The following is a 15918-nucleotide window of genomic DNA, read 5'->3' on the forward strand; positions in this document are numbered from 1 at the left end:
AGCCGGTTGTTCTGGTAGGTGGTGGTGTCGAGCATGCGGGCGAGGTCGAGTATTCGGTCGGCGGTGAGGTTGTCGGGGATGAGGTCGAGGACGTCGAGGTGGTGGCGGGTGGCGTGGGTGCTGGCGGCGCGTTGTTGGGCGTCGTCGAGGTGGATGCCGTCGGCGAGCAGGAAGACGTGGTTGTGGTGGACGGGGTCGTCGGAGGGCTCGGTGACTGGTAGTGCGGACAGGCGCCGGCGCAGCCTCGCCGTGTTCAGCCCGACTCCGGCGAGGACGGCGATCGGCAGCCAGCGCCGCCGGCTCATGGCGCGTCCCCGCCAGGCTCGACCGCGAGCGCGGTGACGATCAGGCCTTGCCCGACGACGAACCGCCCGCGCAGCGTCGTCAGCCGCTGCCCGTCCGGCAACACCGGCCCCGTGACCAGCAGCCGCGCGACGAACCCTCCGGTCCGCCTGCCCGCCCCCTCGGCGCCATGCTGGCCGGGACCGCCGTCCGTGAGGGTGATCTCGGCGTCCTCGAACCCCAGCCACTCCTGGGCGAGCGGGAACCAGGCCTTGTAGACGGACTCCTTGGCGCAGAACAGCAGCCGGTCCCAGCTGACGTCGGGGGCGCGGGGGCTGACCGCCCGGATCCAGTCCCGCTCGGACGGCAGGGAGATCCGTTCCAGCACGCCCTGCGGCGTGGGGCCGTTCGGCTCGGCGTCGATCCCCACGGAGACGAGGTGCCGCGACCAGGCGACGGCGGCGGCCCGGTACCCGTCGCAGTGGGTGATGCTGCCGACGACGCCGGCTGGCCACAGCGGCTCCCGCTTGGGCCCGGGCAGCAGCGGCGCCGGCTCGACTCCCAGCCGCGCGAGCGCGCGGCGCGCGCATATCCGCCCGGTGGTGAACTCGCGCCGCCGTTTCTCAACGGCCCGCGCGAGCACCGCCTCCTCGGCCGGGAACAGCTCGGCGTCGGTCTCGTCGGTGAACATCTCCACCGCGACCGCAACCTCCGGCACCACTCCGCCCAACAGCCCCGCCGCCACCCCCGCTCCCGCGTCAGACATACCGTGAAGCTTGCCATCCGTCCCCGATGCTCCCCGTCCGCCGCCCACGGTCGTGTGGCCCCGTTGTGACGCACAGGCTCCCCGCGGATCGACGCGCCTCGGCGGCGAGCCCACGGAGGCGGCGGGTGCGTCAGGCGCATAGCGACGATGCCCCACGGCCCTTCGTGGCCGGTCGTTCGGGGTGGGGAGCCAGGCGAGCGGCGATGGGAGGACCAGACGGTCTCGTGGGCTCCAGAGCTCGGCCCCGGAGGAACCTGATGGGCAGGGCGCCGGGACTCGGACAGAATTGGCGGCCCGGGGCTGGTTGGTTGCGCGGGGTCCGGAGTCCGGCCGCGGCAAAAAATGGCCCGGGACCAAGTGCCCCGAAGGGGCGCCAAGCAGCCGGATGGTCGCCAATGATCCGGTCGGCAGGCTGCCCGGGATTCAGGCGGAATTGGCCGTCTGGGGCTGATCGGCCACGTGGGGTCCGGGGCTCGGCCTCGGGGCGAGATGACGGGCCTGGGCGCAGATGTCCCGAAGGGCATCAAGCAGCATCGGCCGCCGCGAGCGGGTGACCGGGATCGAACCGGCATGGCCAGCTTGGAAGGCTGGGGCTCTGCCATTGAGCTACACCCGCGTTGTGATCGTGGTGGTCAGCTTACCCTGGAGATGACGTCTTCGGCGTGGCGGGCGGCGCGAGGGCCCCTTGCCGGCATGACCATGAGGTCCCGGTTGAGCGGGTGGCTGACCGGGGCTGGGCAGGATCTTGGACCCGCCTCGTGATCGAGGTGTATCCACACCGTAGGATGGGTGGGCAACGCCTCGGGGCGTAGCGTAGTGGCTAGCGCGCCTGCTTTGGGTGCAGGAGATCGGGAGTTCGAGTCTCCCCGCCCCGACGAGCTGGCTTGTCCTGTTCGCTACCCTTTCGGGTAGCTTCCCGGAGGCCGCGATATCGCCTGGGGGGTCGACCCCCCAGACCCCCCGGTGTCGAGCTTCGCTCGACCCAGGGGGCAGGTCTTGAGGGCAGCCCCCAACGCCGAGCCTCGCTCGACGAATGGGCGGGTTCCTGAGAGACAGGCTGGGGTCCTCGGGCCGCCGTGAGGCGTAATCTCGGCGCGTCCCCCGTCCGACGTCGTACCAGGAGACATCCGCGCCGTGAAGGCCACCAAGGAGTCACTCAGCCCGACCAGGGTCAAACTCACCGTCGAGGTGCCCTTCGACGACCTGAAGCCCTCCCTGGATGCCACGTACAAGAAGTTGTCCCGGCAGATCCGGGTGTCCGGGTTCCGGCCGGGCAAGGTGCCGCCGCGGATCCTGGACCAGCGGCTCGGGCGTGAGGTGATCCTCGACGAGGCGCTGCAGGAGGCCCTGCCGAGCTTCTACTCGCAGGCGGTCGAGGCCGAGGACGTTGACGTGCTGTCACGGCCGGAGGTGGACGTCACCGAGTTCACCGAAGGCAGCCCGATCGTCTTCACCGCCGAGGTGGACGTCCGGCCGGACGTCACGCTGCCGGAGACCGATAGCCTCAAGGTCACGGTCGACACGGTCGAGGTCACCGACGAGCAGGTCGACACGCAGCTGACCTCGATGCGGGAGCGGTTCGCGGTGCTCACGCCGGTCGAGCGGCCAGTGGCCTCCGGTGACTACGTGTCGCTGGACCTCTCGGCGACGGTCGACGACGAGCCCGTCGAGGACGCCACGGCGACGGGCATGTCCTACGAGGTCGGCAGCGGTAACCTCATCGACGGCATCGACGACGCGATCATCGGCGCGGGCGAGGGCGACAGCCGCACGTTCGACACCGAGCTGCTCGCCGGTGACAAGCAGGGCCAGACCGCCCAGGTCACCGCGATTGTGCGCGGCGTCAAGGAGAAGGAGCTCCCGGCGCTCGACGACGAATTCGCGACCACCGCGAGTGAGTTCGACACGCTGGACGAGCTGAAGGCCGACCTGCGCGAGCGCCTCGAAAGCACCCGCAAGTTCGAGCAGGTCAACCAGGCGCGCGAGCGGCTGCTCGAGCAGCTGGTCGAGACCGTCGACGTGCCGGTGCCCGACTCGGTGCTGGCCACCGAGATCGAGGCGCGGGAGCACCGGCTCGGTCATGACCTGGAGCGCTTCGGCGTCGACCGGGAGACCTACCTCAAGACGCTGGACCAGGAGCCCGAGGAGTTCGACAACCAGGTCCGCGACTCGGCGACAAAGGCGATCAAGTCCCAGTTCATCCTGGACACGGTGGTGCGCACCGAGTCGATCGGGATCGACCAGGGCGAGCTGATGGAGCAGATCGTGCTGCTCTCGCAGCGGATGGGCATCGCGCCCGAGCAGTACGCGCAGCAGCTGGCGTCCGGCAACGGCGCGGGCCTGACCGCGCTGATGTCGGACATCATGCGCAACAAGGCGCTGTTGCACCTGCTGCGCACCGCGACCGTCGTCGACGGCGAGGACAGCCCCGTCACGCTGGAGCTCCCGGAGCAGCCAGAGCCGGTGGACATCGACGCCCACGACCACGAAGGTCACGACCACGACCATGACCACGAAGGCCATGACCACGAGGGTCACGACCACTAGGTCCCGCTAGACCGCTCGCGGTCCACCATTTCCAAGCCGGCCCCCGCGGTAGTCATCGCGGGGGCCGAGCCGTATCCGGCCGTGATGGCCAGATGCATGCCCAGGTGTCACGTCTGTGGAGGGCCCTGGACTCGTCCTGGTGAGCCACAAGCGTCCCCAACCACCACTGGTGACGGCGCATCGGCGCAAGTGCCAAACCGGCCACCTCACCAACCCGGGACCCGGCGCAGCCTCGTCATATGCCTGAATCCGGATCCAGCTGCGGGAGGGCGCCCAGCGCCCGACCAGGCGGCGCCCGGTGGCGAGGCGCTCCGCGCCTCGGCCACGGGACCGCCCCTCTGCCTAGCGCGAACATCGAGCCGGATGGGCCGGAACTGGCGCGGGTCACAGATAGTGTCGAGCCGGTCAAGCTGTCGCCCGTGGGTATTGCAGATCTGGGCAGGGAAGCCGAGGAGCCGACCGTGAGTGAGTTCGCAGTGCCGAGTCTGGCCGTGCCGGGTAGCCCGAGTCTCCGGTCGCCGGGCCAGGGTAGCCCGGGGTTCGACGATCAGGTCTACAACCGTCTCCTGCGGGAACGGATCATCTTCCTCGGCTCGGTCGTCGAGGACAACATCGCGAACCAGATCTGCGCGCAGCTGCTGCTGCTCAACGCCGAGGACCCGACCAAGGACATCTCGCTGTACATCAACTCGCCGGGTGGCTCAGTTAGCGCGGGTATGGCGATCTACGACACGATGCAGTTCGTCGAGAACGACGTGGCGACGGTCGCGCTGGGCCTGGCGGCGTCGATGGGCCAGTTCCTGCTGTGCGCCGGCGCGCCGGGCAAGCGCTACTCGCTGCCGCACGCGCGGATCATGATGCACCAGCCGTCCGGCGGCATCGGCGGTACCGCGTCCGACATCGCGATCCAGGCCGAGCAGATGCTCTACACCAAGCGGACGATGCAGGAGCGCATCGCCTTCCACACCGGTCAGCCGATCGACCAGATCGAGCGAGACTCCGACCGTGACCGGTGGTTCACGGCCGAGGAGGCGAAGGACTACGGCTTCGTCGACAACGTCGTCCAGCAGGCCCGCCAGGTGCCCAGCGACGCGAACAGCTAGTCGCGGCATTTCTGACGGCCTGGCGCCAGAGCTTCTTCGGAGGGCACGATCATGTCCCGTTACCAGCAGACCGGCCGCTACGTGCTGCCGAACATCATCGAGAAGACCTCCCGCGGCGAGTACGGCATGGACCCGTACTCGAAGCTGCTCAAGGAGCGGATCGTCTTCCTCGGTGTCCAGATCGACGACGTGTCGGCCAACGACGTCATGGCGCAGCTGCTCTTCCTCGAGTCCGAGGACCCGGACCGCGACATCTCGATCTACATCAACTCGCCCGGCGGCTCGTTCACCTCGCTGACGGCGATCTACGACACGATGCAGTTCGTCCGCCCGGACATCCAGACCATCTGCATGGGCCAGGCGGCCTCGGCCGCGGCCGTGCTGCTGGCCGCCGGCACTCCGGGGAAACGGTTCGCACTGCAGAACAGCCGCATCCTCATCCACCAGCCGTCCGGCTCGGGTGAGGGCCAGTCGAGCGACATCGAGATCCAGGCGAAGGAGATCCTTCGGATGCGCGCGCTGCTGGAGAGGATGCTCGCCGACCACACCGGCAAGCCGGAGGAGGAGATCCGCCGCGACATCGAGCGCGACAAGATTCTCTCCTCCGAGGAGGCCAAGGAGTACGGCCTGATCGACGAGGTGATCAAGACCCGTAAGTCGTCTCGTCTGGCGGCTGCCCGCTGACGGTGCCAGACAGCCGTACGCTGAGGGGAATGAGCCGCGCGATAGGGCTCTCACCGGACGGTGTGGCGGGGTACCGTCCCCCTCGGGACAATCTCCCGCGGCGGGCCGGCGGGGGCCGGCAGGCAGGTTGGCCGCCGCGGGAGCGGGAGACGGTGTGGCAGTACCGGCTGGGGGCGGGCACGGCGGGCGGCGTGTGTCCGTGCCTGAGCCGGCTGGCGGGCTGGTCGACTGGCCAGTCACGGGGGCGCTGGACGCAACGGCCCGAAGCGGCTGGCGGGTTGACCTCCGCCGGCTGACGAGGGCGCATGGGAAGATCCGCCCGGGGCGGCTGGCGGGCTGGCCGGTGGCGGACCTTCCGGATCGGCTTCCTCGGTCCGGGAGAGACCCCGAGCCGCGGATAGCGCAGGAGACAGCGGTGGCTCACTCGACACGCGACGACCGGGCGGTGGCAGCCGCCCCCGAGCTGCAGGCGAACCCATCGTCTGGACGAAGGGACTGAGTCCTCGGTGGCACGCATCGGTGATGGCGGCGACCTGCTGAAGTGTTCGTTCTGCGGGAAGTCGCAGAAGCAGGTGAAGAAGCTCATCGCCGGTCCCGGCGTCTACATCTGCGACGAGTGCATCGATCTCTGCAACGAGATCATCGAGGAGGAGCTGTCCGAGTCCTCCGAGCTCAAGTGGGATGAGCTGCCCAAGCCGCGGGAGATCTACGAGTTCCTCGACGGCTATGTCGTGGGCCAGGAGACCGCGAAGAAGACGCTGTCGGTGGCGGTCTACAACCACTACAAGCGGATTCAGGCCGGGGGCGCGGCCCAGGGCGAGGGGGGCAAGGGCGACGTCGAGCTGGCCAAGAGCAACATCCTGCTGCTCGGGCCGACCGGCTGCGGCAAGACGCTGCTCGCGCAGACGCTCGCCAGGATGCTCAACGTGCCGTTCGCGATCGCTGACGCCACCGCCCTCACCGAGGCCGGCTACGTCGGCGAGGACGTCGAGAACATCCTGCTCAAACTGATCCAGGCGGCCGACTACGACGTCAAAAAGGCCGAGACCGGGATCATCTATATCGACGAGGTCGACAAGATCGCTCGTAAGTCGGAGAACCCGAGCATCACCAGGGATGTCTCCGGCGAGGGCGTGCAGCAGGCGCTGCTGAAGATCCTCGAGGGCACCACGGCGAGCGTGCCACCGCAGGGCGGACGCAAGCACCCGCACCAGGAGTTCATCCAGATCGACACGACGAACGTGCTGTTCATCGTCGGCGGCGCGTTCGCGGGGCTTGACCGGATCATCGAGTCTCGGATCGGCAAGAAGTCGCTCGGCTTCCGCGCCGTGCTGCATGGCAAGGACGACCCGGACGCCGCCGACGTCTTCGGCGACGTCATGCCGGAGGACCTGCTCAAGTACGGGATGATCCCCGAGTTCATCGGCCGGCTGCCGGTCCTCACCAGTGTGCAGAACCTGGACCGGGAAGCGCTGATCCGCATCCTGACCGAGCCGAAGAACGCCCTCGTCCGCCAGTACAAGCGGCTCTTCGAGCTGGACAACGTCGACCTCGACTTCACCTCCGACGCGCTGGAGGCGATCGCCGACCAGGCGATCCTGCGCGGCACGGGAGCGCGCGGCCTGCGCGCGATCATGGAGGAGGTGCTGATGTCGGTGATGTACGACATCCCGAGCCGCAAGGACGTCGCCCGCGTCGTCGTCACCCGCGAGGTCGTGCTCGAGCACGTCAACCCAACCCTGGTGCCGCGCGACATCGCCGCCAAGCGCAACACCCGCCAGGAGAAGTCGGCCTAGCGCGGGGTGCGGTAGCCGGCCAGTTGGCGGCCCTGGGCGACCAGGCGGTCGGACGAGTCCCAGACCTCGGCGACCTCGGCGTTCCAGACGCCTGCGTCGTCGACCTCGGCGACGATCGCCTTCTCGAACTCACCCACGCCCGCTCACGCTAGCCGCGTACCTACAGGAAACGGGCGCGCCGTGGTGTCGGTCACCCCCGCGCTGCACATGGTGATCGGCGGGCGGTGTGTCCGTACCCGATAACCTTCATGTGTGGTGGACAACGGGCGAGACGGTCGGCCGGCGAGCACGCGGGGCGGCGCGGCGGGCGCGGCGGGCGATGACCTGTCGCGGGTGGAGAAGGCGCTCGCCGGGCGGTTCCCGCATCTGATGATCCCCGACCTGGAGCGGATGCGCGACCTGGTCGACCTGCTCGGCCATCCCGAGCGCTCGTTCCCGGTGGTTCACCTGACCGGCACGAACGGCAAGACATCGACGGCTCGGATGATCGACGCGGTGATGCGGGCGTTCGGGCTGCGCCCCGGCAGGTACACCTCGCCGCACCTGGAGAGCGTCACCGAGCGGATCAGCATCGACGGTCAGCCGGCCAGCCCGGAGGTGTTCGCGCGGGCCTTCGACGACGTGCTGCCCTACGTCGAGATCGTCGATGGCCGCCACCCCGAGCGGGTCACCTTCTTCGAGCTGTTGACCGCCATGGCCTTCTCCGCGTTCGCCGACGCCCCGGTGGACGTGGGCATCATCGAGGTCGGGATGGGCGGCACGTGGGACGCGACCAACGTGGTCGACAGCGTCGTGCAGGTGGTGACGCCGATCGCGCTCGACCACCGCGAGCTTGGCGCGACCGTCGAGGAGGTCGCCGGCGAGAAGGCGGGCATCCTGCGCCCCGGCGGTCTCGCCGTGCTCGGCACGCAGCCGCTGGGCGCGGCCCGGGTGCTCGCCGAGCGCGCCGCCGAGCTGGGTACGACGCTCGCCCTCGAGGGGCTGGAGTTCGGTGTGGCCCGGCGGCAGGTCGCCGTAGGTGGCCAGATGCTGACGCTGCGCGGCCTTGGTGGCGTCTACGACGAGATCTTCCTGCCGCTGCATGGCGAGCACCAGGCGCACAACGCCGCGTGCGCGCTCGCCGCCGTCGAGGCGTTCCTCGGTGGTGGGTCCGGGCCGCTGGACGTCGAGGCGGTCCGGGCCGGGTTCGCGAGCGCGTCCTCGCCGGGACGGCTCGAGGTCGTCCGCCGCTCGCCGACCGTCGTGCTCGACGGGGCCCACAACGTGGCCGGCGCGCAGTCGCTGGCCGAGGCGCTGACAGACGCGTTCGCGTTCGACCTGGTCGTCGGCGTGGTCGGCCTGCTCTCCGACAAGGACGCGCACGGCATGCTGTCCGTGCTGGAGCCGGTGCTCACCTCGATCGTGATCACGCAGAGCGCGTCGCCGCGGGCGCTGCCGGCCGACGAACTGGCCGGGGTCGCCGTCGAGATCTTCGGGGCGGACCGGGTCGAGGTCGCGCCGCGGCTCGACGACGCGATCGAGGCGGCCGTGCGGCTGGTGGAGGAGGATGCCGAGCTCGGCGGTGGCGGCGTCGTCGTGACCGGCTCGTTGACCACCGTGGGCGAGGCACGCCGTCTCCTGACCCGGTGAATCCTGTGGTTGGCCGCCGCCTCATCGCCCGCGGTCCGATGATCGTTACTTTTCAACCACCGTGGTCGTACCGGATCCGTCAGGCGGACCCGGTTCGGGGTCGGCCTGCCGGCCGGATAGAGGTCATGTCGCCTGACCCGATGAGTCCTGTGGTTGGCCGCCGCCTCATCGCCCGCGGTCCGATGATCGTTACTTTTCAACCGCCGTGGTCGTACCGGATCCGTCAGGCGGACCCGGTTCGGGGTCGGCCTGCCGGCCGGATAGAGGTCATGTCGCCGGCGCCCCCCAAATGGACGGCCGTAACGCCCTGTAGGTTGGGCCGGGAGTGCCGGGGTTCCGGCTCCGGTGCGGATCACAACGCGACCGGCACGGTGCGTTATGTCCGCTCTGTCAACGATGACGCGAAATGAGGAGTCCAGTGCCCGCCGAGCGCACCCTCGTCCTGGTCAAGCCCGACGGCGTCAGCCGCGGCCTCGTCGGGGAGATCATCAGCCGTCTCGAGAGCAAGGGCCTCAGCCTGGTCGCCCTCGAGCTGCGCACGCTGGAGAAGTCCGTCGCGGAGACGCACTACGGCGAGCACGCGAGCAAGCCGTTCTTCGGTGAGCTGGTCGAGTTCATCACCTCGGGCCCGCTGGTCGCGCTGGTCGTCGAGGGCCCGCGCGCGATCGAGGGCGTGCGTGGCCTGATGGGCGTCACCGACCCGGTGAAGGCTGTTCCCGGCTCGATCCGTGGCGACTACGCGCTGGAGATCGGCCAGAACCTCGTCCACGGCTCGGACTCGCCCGAGTCGGCCAAGCGGGAGATCGACCTGTTCTTCCCGGGCCTGAGCTGACGGCCCCGCCGGGAGGGCGTCTCCCGGCGAAATGGTGCCAGGACGGAACCTCACGGCTCCTGGACGTCGGGGTCCCCGTGGATTCGATCCGCCCCGGCGGATCGAATCCACGGGGCTGTACCGAGTTGTCGGGACGCTGACCCGCGTCTTCCGGGTTCTCTCCTCATGCGGGGGGTGCCCGCCTGTCCTGCCTCTGGGCGCGGGTCGGCGCGGCCGGGCTGAGGGCCCGTGCCCCGGCGGTGAACCTCGGCCACGGGTGCCGAAACCCTGGGCTGGGCCGAGCGCACAGGCACCGACCCGCCCCTTCCGGGTGAGCCTGCGGGCGGCCCGGCGTGGCGTCCCGCCGACCGGGCGGGCGGTTTGCCAGGGTAGGACGGGGTGTCGACGGACGGACGCGCCCATGGGTGCCGGTGGTTCCGGAGGTGGCCGTGATGGGCGTCGAGGCCCGGGCTGGGCGGCGATGACCGGTCGGCACCATGGGTGACACGTCCTCGCTGGGGGGCGGGCTGTCGGTGGCGCGGTCTAACCTTTCAGGTGTCGCCATGGGACGCGCCGGACCGCCGGAATCGTCCCACGTGAGGCCCACCCGTCAGACGTACAAAAGCAAATGCCGCTCCAATCCCGCGGTGCCGGCGTCCCCCGCGCCAGCCGCGGTCGACACGGTCAAGTAGAAGTCTGTATGACCTAAGTGAGGGATAACGAAGCCAGAGCAGCATCCCCAAGCCTCAAAGCCTAAGAACCTTGATCTGTTCGAGGGCGGGCCGACGGGTCCGGTGAGCCCGGGCCGAGCGCGGCGGCGCCCAGGACCGCATCTCCGGGAGGGTCGGCCCGACGATGTCCAGTTCCTTGTCATTCCTCGGTCGTGACATGGCGGTCGACCTCGGCACCGCCAACACGCTCGTCTACGTACGCGGGCGTGGGATCGTGCTCAACGAGCCGAGCGTCGTCGCGATCAACACCACCACCACGGGCATCCTCGCGGTCGGTACCGACGCCAAGCGCATGATCGGCCGAACGCCGGGCAACGTCGTCGCGGTCCGCCCGCTCAAGGACGGCGTGATCGCCGACTTCGAGACCACCGAGCGGATGCTGCGCTACTTCATCCAGAAAGTGCACCGCCGCCGGCACTTCGCCAAGCCCCGGCTGGTCGTGTGCGTGCCGAGCGGCATCACCGGCGTCGAGCAGCGGGCCGTCAAGGACGCCGGCTACGAGGCGGGCGCGCGCCGGGTCTACATCATCGAGGAACCGATGGCCGCCGCGATCGGCGCGGGCCTGCCGGTGCACGAGCCGACCGGCAACATGGTGGTCGACATCGGCGGCGGCACCACCGAGGTGGCGGTCATCTCGCTCGGCGGCATCGTGACCAGCCAGTCCATCCGCATCGCCGGCGACGAACTGGACACGGCGATCATCTCCTACGTCAAGAAGGAGTACTCGCTGATGCTCGGCGAGCGCACCGCCGAGGAGATCAAGATGGCGATCGGCTCGGCGCACAAGATGCCGGACGAGCCGAGCGCCGAGATCCGTGGCCGCGACCTCGTCACCGGCCTGCCGAAGACGATCGTCGTCACCGCCGAGGAGATCCGCAAGGCCGTCGAGGAGCCGGTCAACGCGGTCATCGACGCCGTCAAGGTCACCCTGGACCGCTGCCCGCCCGAGCTGGCCGGCGACATCATGGACCGCGGCATCGTGCTCACCGGCGGCGGCGCGTTGCTGCGTGGCCTCGACGAGCGGCTGCGCAACGAGACCGGCATGCCGATCCACATCGCCGACAACCCCCTGCACTCGGTCGCCATGGGCTCCGGCAAATGCGTCGAGGAGTTCGAAGCCCTCCAGCAGGTCCTCATCTCCGAGCCCCGTCGCTGATCGGGCCGTCAGGGGTGGACCCTGCTCGCCGCCCTTGGGCGGCTTCGCCAAGGGCCCGCTCAGCAATATTGCTCCGGGGGGCCGTTCCCCCAACTGTCCGCTGGCGCGGCCAGCCGGGGACCCCTGCGTCCGGACCCCCGGTGTCGGGCTTCGCCCGACCTTAGGGGTCGTCGTGATCAGGGGGTTGGGTCGTATTGCTCCGGGGGCGACCCCCTGCCCCCGATGTCGGGCTTCGACCGATCTTGGGGTCACCGCGATCAACCTTTGGGTCACCGCGATCAGAGGGTTGGGCCGAAGGCGGGGTGAAGTCGTTTTCCGCGACTGCGTCCGGTTGACGGAACAATTGCGCTCTGGTCGAACAACGTCCCAGGAAATCGCCGGCCGTGGGAACCCGGGGGCGGGCTGGTTCGTCGGTGCCGGCGGGCGATAGGGCAGCACCGGGGCGGCGTGAGCTGGCGCCGAGCCGCCTCGCGGGGCACGGGAATGTCGGGTCGGGCGATGCCCGGAATGGCGACGTCGGGCTGAGGACGGTGAGGAGTTGTCGTGGGACGTGACCTGAAGCGTTCCCGGCTGGTCGTCGCGGTCCTGCTCGTCATCACGTTCGCGCTGATCACGATCGACTACCGGACCGGCGAGAGCTCCGGCGGGGCGCGCGGCGTCGTGCACACGGTCGTCGGCGGCGTCGAGAGCGGCGTGACCACGGTCGTGCGGCCGATCGGGCGGACGGCATCCTCGCTGCTGCACCCGAACCGCTACCACGACCGCGCCGACGAGCTGGCCAAGGAGAACGCCGACCTGCGCCGCCAGCTCGCCGACGGGGACGAGGTCACCCGGCAGGCGTCCGAGCTGTCCGCCCTGCGGCTGCTCGCCGACAAGGGCCAGTACACGATCGTCCCGGCCCGGGTCATCGCCATCGGTGACGTCAGCGGCACCGACTGGACGGTCACCGTCAACGCCGGCAAGGCCGACGGCCTGGCCGCCGACAAGATCGTGATCAACTCCAAGGGCCTGGTCGGCACGGTCGTCTCGCTGACCGACCACACCGCCGTCGTCCGGCTCTTCTGCGACCCGCGCAGCCGGATCGGGGCCCGGCTGGAGGGCACCCAGCTGCTCGGCTCCGTCGCCGGCGGCTCCGGCCCGAACACGCTCGTCTTCACGCTGTACGACGCCTCGTACCGGGTCCGGCCCGGCGAGCGGCTCGTCACCTTCGGCAGTCTCGACTACGTCGCCGGCGTGCCGATCGGCGAGGTCACCAAGGTCACCGACGCGGACGGGCTGTCGAGGACGGCCGAGGTGAAGCCGTACGTCTCCGTCGGCACGCTCGACCTGGTCGGCATCGTCGTCGGCAAGCCGCCCACCGACCCTGGCGACCGGGTGCTGCCGCCGCGCACCGCGCCGGCCGGGGAAGGCGGGACCAGCGGATGAGCGTGCAGCTGTTCGAGCCCGACCACGAGGGCGAGGTCCACCCGCTGACGTTCGCCGCGCTCACGGCCGTGCTGCTGGCGGCCGCGATCGCGCAGGTGAGCGTGGTGGCGAGAGTGCCGCTGCCGGGCGGCCATCCGGACCTGGTGCTGTTGCTGCTGGCCACGGCCGCGCTCCTGGAGGGGCCCATCGCCGGCGCGCTGCTCGGGTTCGTCGTCGGCCTGTTCGGCGACCTGCTGTCCACCCACGTGCTCGGCCGGTCGGCGCTGGTGTGCTGCCTGCTCGGCTACCTCGTGGGCCTCCTCGCCGACGCGACCGAACGGTCGGTCGCGATCGCGCTGGTCGTCGTGTCCGGCGCGGTCGCCGGCGCGACGATCGCGAACGTCGCCGTCGCCGGCCTGCTCAGCGACGGCGCCGCCGGCACCCCCGGTCAGGCGTTCCAGCGCGCCCTGGTGGCGGCGCTGTACGCGGCGCTGCTGACCCCGTTCCTGTTCCCGGCCATGGCGGCCGGCGTGCGCCGTACCAGGCGGGCGAGGCGGTCGTGACGGGCGTGGCGGGCGGGAGACGGCCGTGAACGACGGGATGCGCGTCCGCATCGTCGTGCTGCGGGTGCTCGCGGTCTCGCTGCTGGTGACGCTCGGCGCGCGGCTGTGGGTGCTGCAGATCCTCGACGGCGACCGCTATCGCAAGGTCGCCGAGACCAACCGGGTCCGGGAGGTCGTCAGCTCCGCGCCGCGCGGCATGATCCTCGACGACCAGGGCGAGCAGCTCGTGCGCAACCGCAGCTCGCTGGTCATCTCGGTGAACCGCTCGACGACCGACCGGCAGCGCGACGCCGGCAAGGCGGTCTTCGCGTCGCTGTCGTCGGTGATCGGCATGTCCGTCGACGACATCGAGAAGAAGATCCGCTTCTGCGGGCCGAAGATCCCCCAGCCGTGCTGGAACGGCTCGCCCTACCAGCCGGTGCCGATCGCCAAGGACGTGAGCCCCGCCCAGGCGCTCGCGATCATCGAGCACCCCGAGCGGTTCCCCGGCGTCACCGCCGACCTGCAGGCGGTCCGCGAGTACCCGTTCGGCTCGCTTGGCTCCCATGAGCTCGGCTACCTGGCGCCGGTCAGCCAGGACCAGCTCGACCGGCAGGCCGCCGACCTGAAGAAACAGGGCAAGGACCCCGAGGCGACGCCCGGCGCCTACCACCTCAACAGCCTGGTCGGCGTGTCGGGGCTGGAGTCCGTCTACGACTCCGAGCTTCGCGGCGTCGACGGCGTCGAGGGGCTGGAGGTGGACCGGTTCGGCAGGGTCTCGGGCACCGCGTCGAACTCCGCGCCCGTCCCCGGCGACCACCTCGTGCTCAACCTGGACCGCGGCGTGCAGGCCACCGCGGAGGAGGCGCTGCGCTCGACCCTGGACAAGCTGCCCGGCGGGGCGCGGGCCCGCACGGCCTCGGCGGTGGTGCTGGACGTCAAGACCGGCGGCGTCGTGGCCCTGGCCAGCCTGCCCTCGTACGACCCGTCGGTGTTCGTCGGCGGGGTCTCCCAGCAGGACTACGCGGCCCTGTCCGATCCGGCCAACGGAATCCCGCTGCTCTCGCGGGCCTACCAGGGCTCCGGCGCCGTCGGGTCGACCTTCAAACCGGTGTCGACCTCGGTCGCGATGGCCAAGCTCGGCGCGAAGCCGAACCAGAACTTCGACTGCGCGCCGACGCTGCAGATCGGTGGCCAGACCTTCCACAACTTCGAGGGGTCGTCCGCCGGCCCGATCACCCTGCACCGGGCGCTGGTGATCTCCTGCGATGTGATCTTCGACAAGTTCGCCTACGACGAGTGGCTGCGCGACGGCGGGCTGCGCAACGGCAAGGGCCCCTATCCGGCGCCGGCCGAGAACTTCGTGAAGATGGCCGAGGCGATGGGCTTCGGCGCGCGCACCGGCATCGACCTGCCGGGCGAGACCTCCGGCAGCATCGTCGACCGGGACGCGGCGAAAGCCAACTGGGAGGAGCTGAAGGGCTCCTACTGCGAGCGGGCGAAGAACGGCTACCCGGACGTCAGGGACCCGGCGACGGCCAAGCGCTACCAGCAGTACGCCGCCGAGGCCTGCGTCGACGGCTACCTGTACAACGCCGGCGCGGCCGCGCAGTTCGCCATCGGCCAGGGCCAGTACCTGTCGATCAGCCCGCTGCAGCTGGCGGCTGCCTACGCGGCGATCGCCAACGGCGGGACGCTCTACGAGCCCCAGCTCGCCAAGGCCGTCGTCTCCCCGGACGGCAAGGTCGTCAAGCGGTTCGAGCCGGTTGTGAGGAACAAGCTGCCGGTCCCGCCGGAGGTGCTGGCCTATATTCGCGACTCACTGCACGGCGTGACCACCGAGGGCGGCGGCACGGCGACCGGCGTCTTCGCCGACTGGCCCAACAACGTCATCCCGGTCGGCGGCAAGACGGGCACCGCCGAGGTCGAGGGCCACGAGGACACGTCCTGGTTCGCCTCGTTCGCGCCGGTGAACGACCCGCGCTACGCCATCGTCGTCTCCATTCCGGACTCCGGCACCGGCGCCACCTACGCCGCGCCGGTGGCGAAGGCGATCTACCAGGCGATCTTCGGCGTCGGCCGCCCGGCGGAGCTGCCCGGCGGCCTGCCGCCGTCGGCGCTGCCCGCGGTCGGCCGCGACGCCTCGCTCGCGCCGGCCCCGGCGGACGCGACGGGCGGGGCGGCGGTGACCCCGGGCCCGGCCGCGGCGACCCCACCGCCCGACGGCGCCTCCCCGCCGGCCGCCGGCGGCGCGCGCGCCGTGGCTCCGGCGGCCCTCACCACGTCCCCCGCGGCGGCCACTGACGCGGCCGTGGGGCCCACTAGCCCGTCCGCCGGGCCCCGCGCGCCACCAGCCGGCTCCGCCGGGTAACCGGCGGACGTCATCCGACGGGGGGAAGAACGCGCACGCGCCCCGGCCCCAGTTCCAGGCCCGGTGGGCGCAGGCGCAGGCGCGGGCGCGGGTGCG

Annotated in this window: 12 protein-coding genes, 2 tRNA genes and 1 pseudogene; 11 read left to right on the forward strand and 4 right to left on the reverse strand. The window is 70.6% G+C overall.

What is annotated here, in order from left to right; all coding sequences use genetic code 11:
• The 3 genes and pseudogenes from BCD48_RS12875 to BCD48_RS12885 form a co-directional block, all read right to left on the reverse strand.
• Positions 1-305, reverse strand: a pseudogene (locus tag BCD48_RS12875) (class I SAM-dependent methyltransferase); the annotation flags it as partial.
• Positions 302-1048: a 4'-phosphopantetheinyl transferase family protein gene (locus BCD48_RS12880; protein ID WP_083418552.1), complete on the reverse strand. Its 747-nt coding sequence runs from the start codon at positions 1046-1048 to the stop codon at positions 302-304. The gene BCD48_RS12880 and the pseudogene BCD48_RS12875, both read right to left, overlap by 4 nt.
• 545 nt (positions 1049-1593) lie before the next feature.
• Positions 1594-1664 (reverse strand) — tRNA-Gly (locus BCD48_RS12885).
• 186 nt (positions 1665-1850) lie between these two features.
• Here BCD48_RS12885 and BCD48_RS12890 point away from each other — a divergent pair.
• The 5 genes from BCD48_RS12890 to clpX all read left to right on the forward strand — a co-directional run bounded on the left by BCD48_RS12890 (position 1851) and on the right by clpX (position 7178).
• Positions 1851-1923 (forward strand) — tRNA-Pro (locus BCD48_RS12890).
• A gap of 259 nt (positions 1924-2182) precedes the next feature.
• Positions 2183-3595: a trigger factor gene (gene tig / locus BCD48_RS12895; RefSeq protein WP_071048603.1), complete on the forward strand. Its 1413-nt coding sequence runs from the start codon at positions 2183-2185 to the stop codon at positions 3593-3595.
• 461 nt (positions 3596-4056) lie between these two features.
• Positions 4057-4698: an ATP-dependent Clp protease proteolytic subunit gene (locus BCD48_RS12900; RefSeq protein ID WP_071048604.1), complete on the forward strand. Its 642-nt coding sequence runs from the start codon at positions 4057-4059 to the stop codon at positions 4696-4698.
• Positions 4699-4749: 51 nt separating this feature from the next.
• Entirely contained in the window at positions 4750-5382 is a 633-nt protein-coding gene (locus tag BCD48_RS12905) for an ATP-dependent Clp protease proteolytic subunit (RefSeq protein ID WP_071048605.1), read from the forward strand.
• Between the two features lie 506 nt (positions 5383-5888).
• Entirely contained in the window at positions 5889-7178 is a 1290-nt protein-coding gene (gene clpX / locus BCD48_RS12910) for an ATP-dependent Clp protease ATP-binding subunit ClpX (protein ID WP_071048606.1), read from the forward strand.
• On the opposite strand, the gene BCD48_RS52200 is transcribed toward clpX, so the two are convergent.
• Positions 7175-7315 carry a hypothetical protein gene (locus BCD48_RS52200; RefSeq protein WP_198543222.1) on the reverse strand — a complete coding sequence of 47 codons (141 nt, stop codon included), beginning with the start codon at positions 7313-7315 and terminating at the stop codon, positions 7175-7177. The genes clpX and BCD48_RS52200 overlap by 4 nt on opposite strands.
• Before the next feature lie 115 nt (positions 7316-7430).
• On the opposite strand from BCD48_RS52200, the gene BCD48_RS12915 reads away from it, so the two are divergent.
• The 6 genes from BCD48_RS12915 (at position 7431) to mrdA (ending at position 15822) form a co-directional block, all read left to right on the forward strand.
• Complete coding sequence (locus BCD48_RS12915) at positions 7431-8807, forward strand: bifunctional folylpolyglutamate synthase/dihydrofolate synthase (RefSeq protein WP_083418553.1); 1377 nt, start codon at positions 7431-7433, stop codon at positions 8805-8807.
• A 418-nt stretch (positions 8808-9225) separates the two neighbouring features.
• Positions 9226-9639, forward strand: coding sequence for a nucleoside-diphosphate kinase (gene ndk / locus BCD48_RS12920; protein WP_083418554.1), 414 nt, complete (start codon positions 9226-9228; stop codon positions 9637-9639).
• 834 nt (positions 9640-10473) lie between these two features.
• Entirely contained in the window at positions 10474-11505 is a 1032-nt protein-coding gene (locus BCD48_RS12925; RefSeq protein ID WP_071048608.1) for a rod shape-determining protein, read from the forward strand.
• Positions 11506-12048: 543 nt separating this feature from the next.
• The gene (gene mreC, locus BCD48_RS12930) at positions 12049-12930 is read left to right on the forward strand and encodes a rod shape-determining protein MreC (protein ID WP_083418556.1); all 882 of its coding nucleotides are present in this window, start codon (positions 12049-12051) and stop codon (positions 12928-12930) included.
• Positions 12927-13472: a rod shape-determining protein MreD gene (gene mreD / locus BCD48_RS12935; protein WP_071048609.1), complete on the forward strand. Its 546-nt coding sequence runs from the start codon at positions 12927-12929 to the stop codon at positions 13470-13472. Before mreC ends, mreD begins: the two co-directional genes overlap by 4 nt.
• Positions 13473-13497: 25 nt before the next feature.
• Positions 13498-15822, forward strand: a complete 2325-nt coding sequence (gene mrdA, locus BCD48_RS12940; protein WP_071048610.1) for a penicillin-binding protein 2 — start codon at positions 13498-13500, stop codon at positions 15820-15822.
• The last annotated feature ends 96 nt before the right edge of the window (positions 15823-15918 follow it).

The organism is Pseudofrankia coriaricola (assembly GCF_001854805.1).
GTDB lineage: Bacteria > Actinomycetota > Actinomycetes > Frankiales > Frankiaceae > Pseudofrankia.

Coding starts and splice junctions, on each gene's coding strand:
- BCD48_RS12880 (WP_083418552.1), bottom strand. CDS start 1,048: ATGTCTGACGCGGGAGCGGGGGTGGCGGCGGGGCTGTTGGGCGGAGTG.
- BCD48_RS12905 (WP_071048605.1), top strand. CDS start 4,750: ATGTCCCGTTACCAGCAGACCGGCCGCTACGTGCTGCCGAACATCATC.
- BCD48_RS12925 (WP_071048608.1), top strand. CDS start 10,474: ATGTCCAGTTCCTTGTCATTCCTCGGTCGTGACATGGCGGTCGACCTC.
- mreD (WP_071048609.1), top strand. CDS start 12,927: ATGAGCGTGCAGCTGTTCGAGCCCGACCACGAGGGCGAGGTCCACCCG.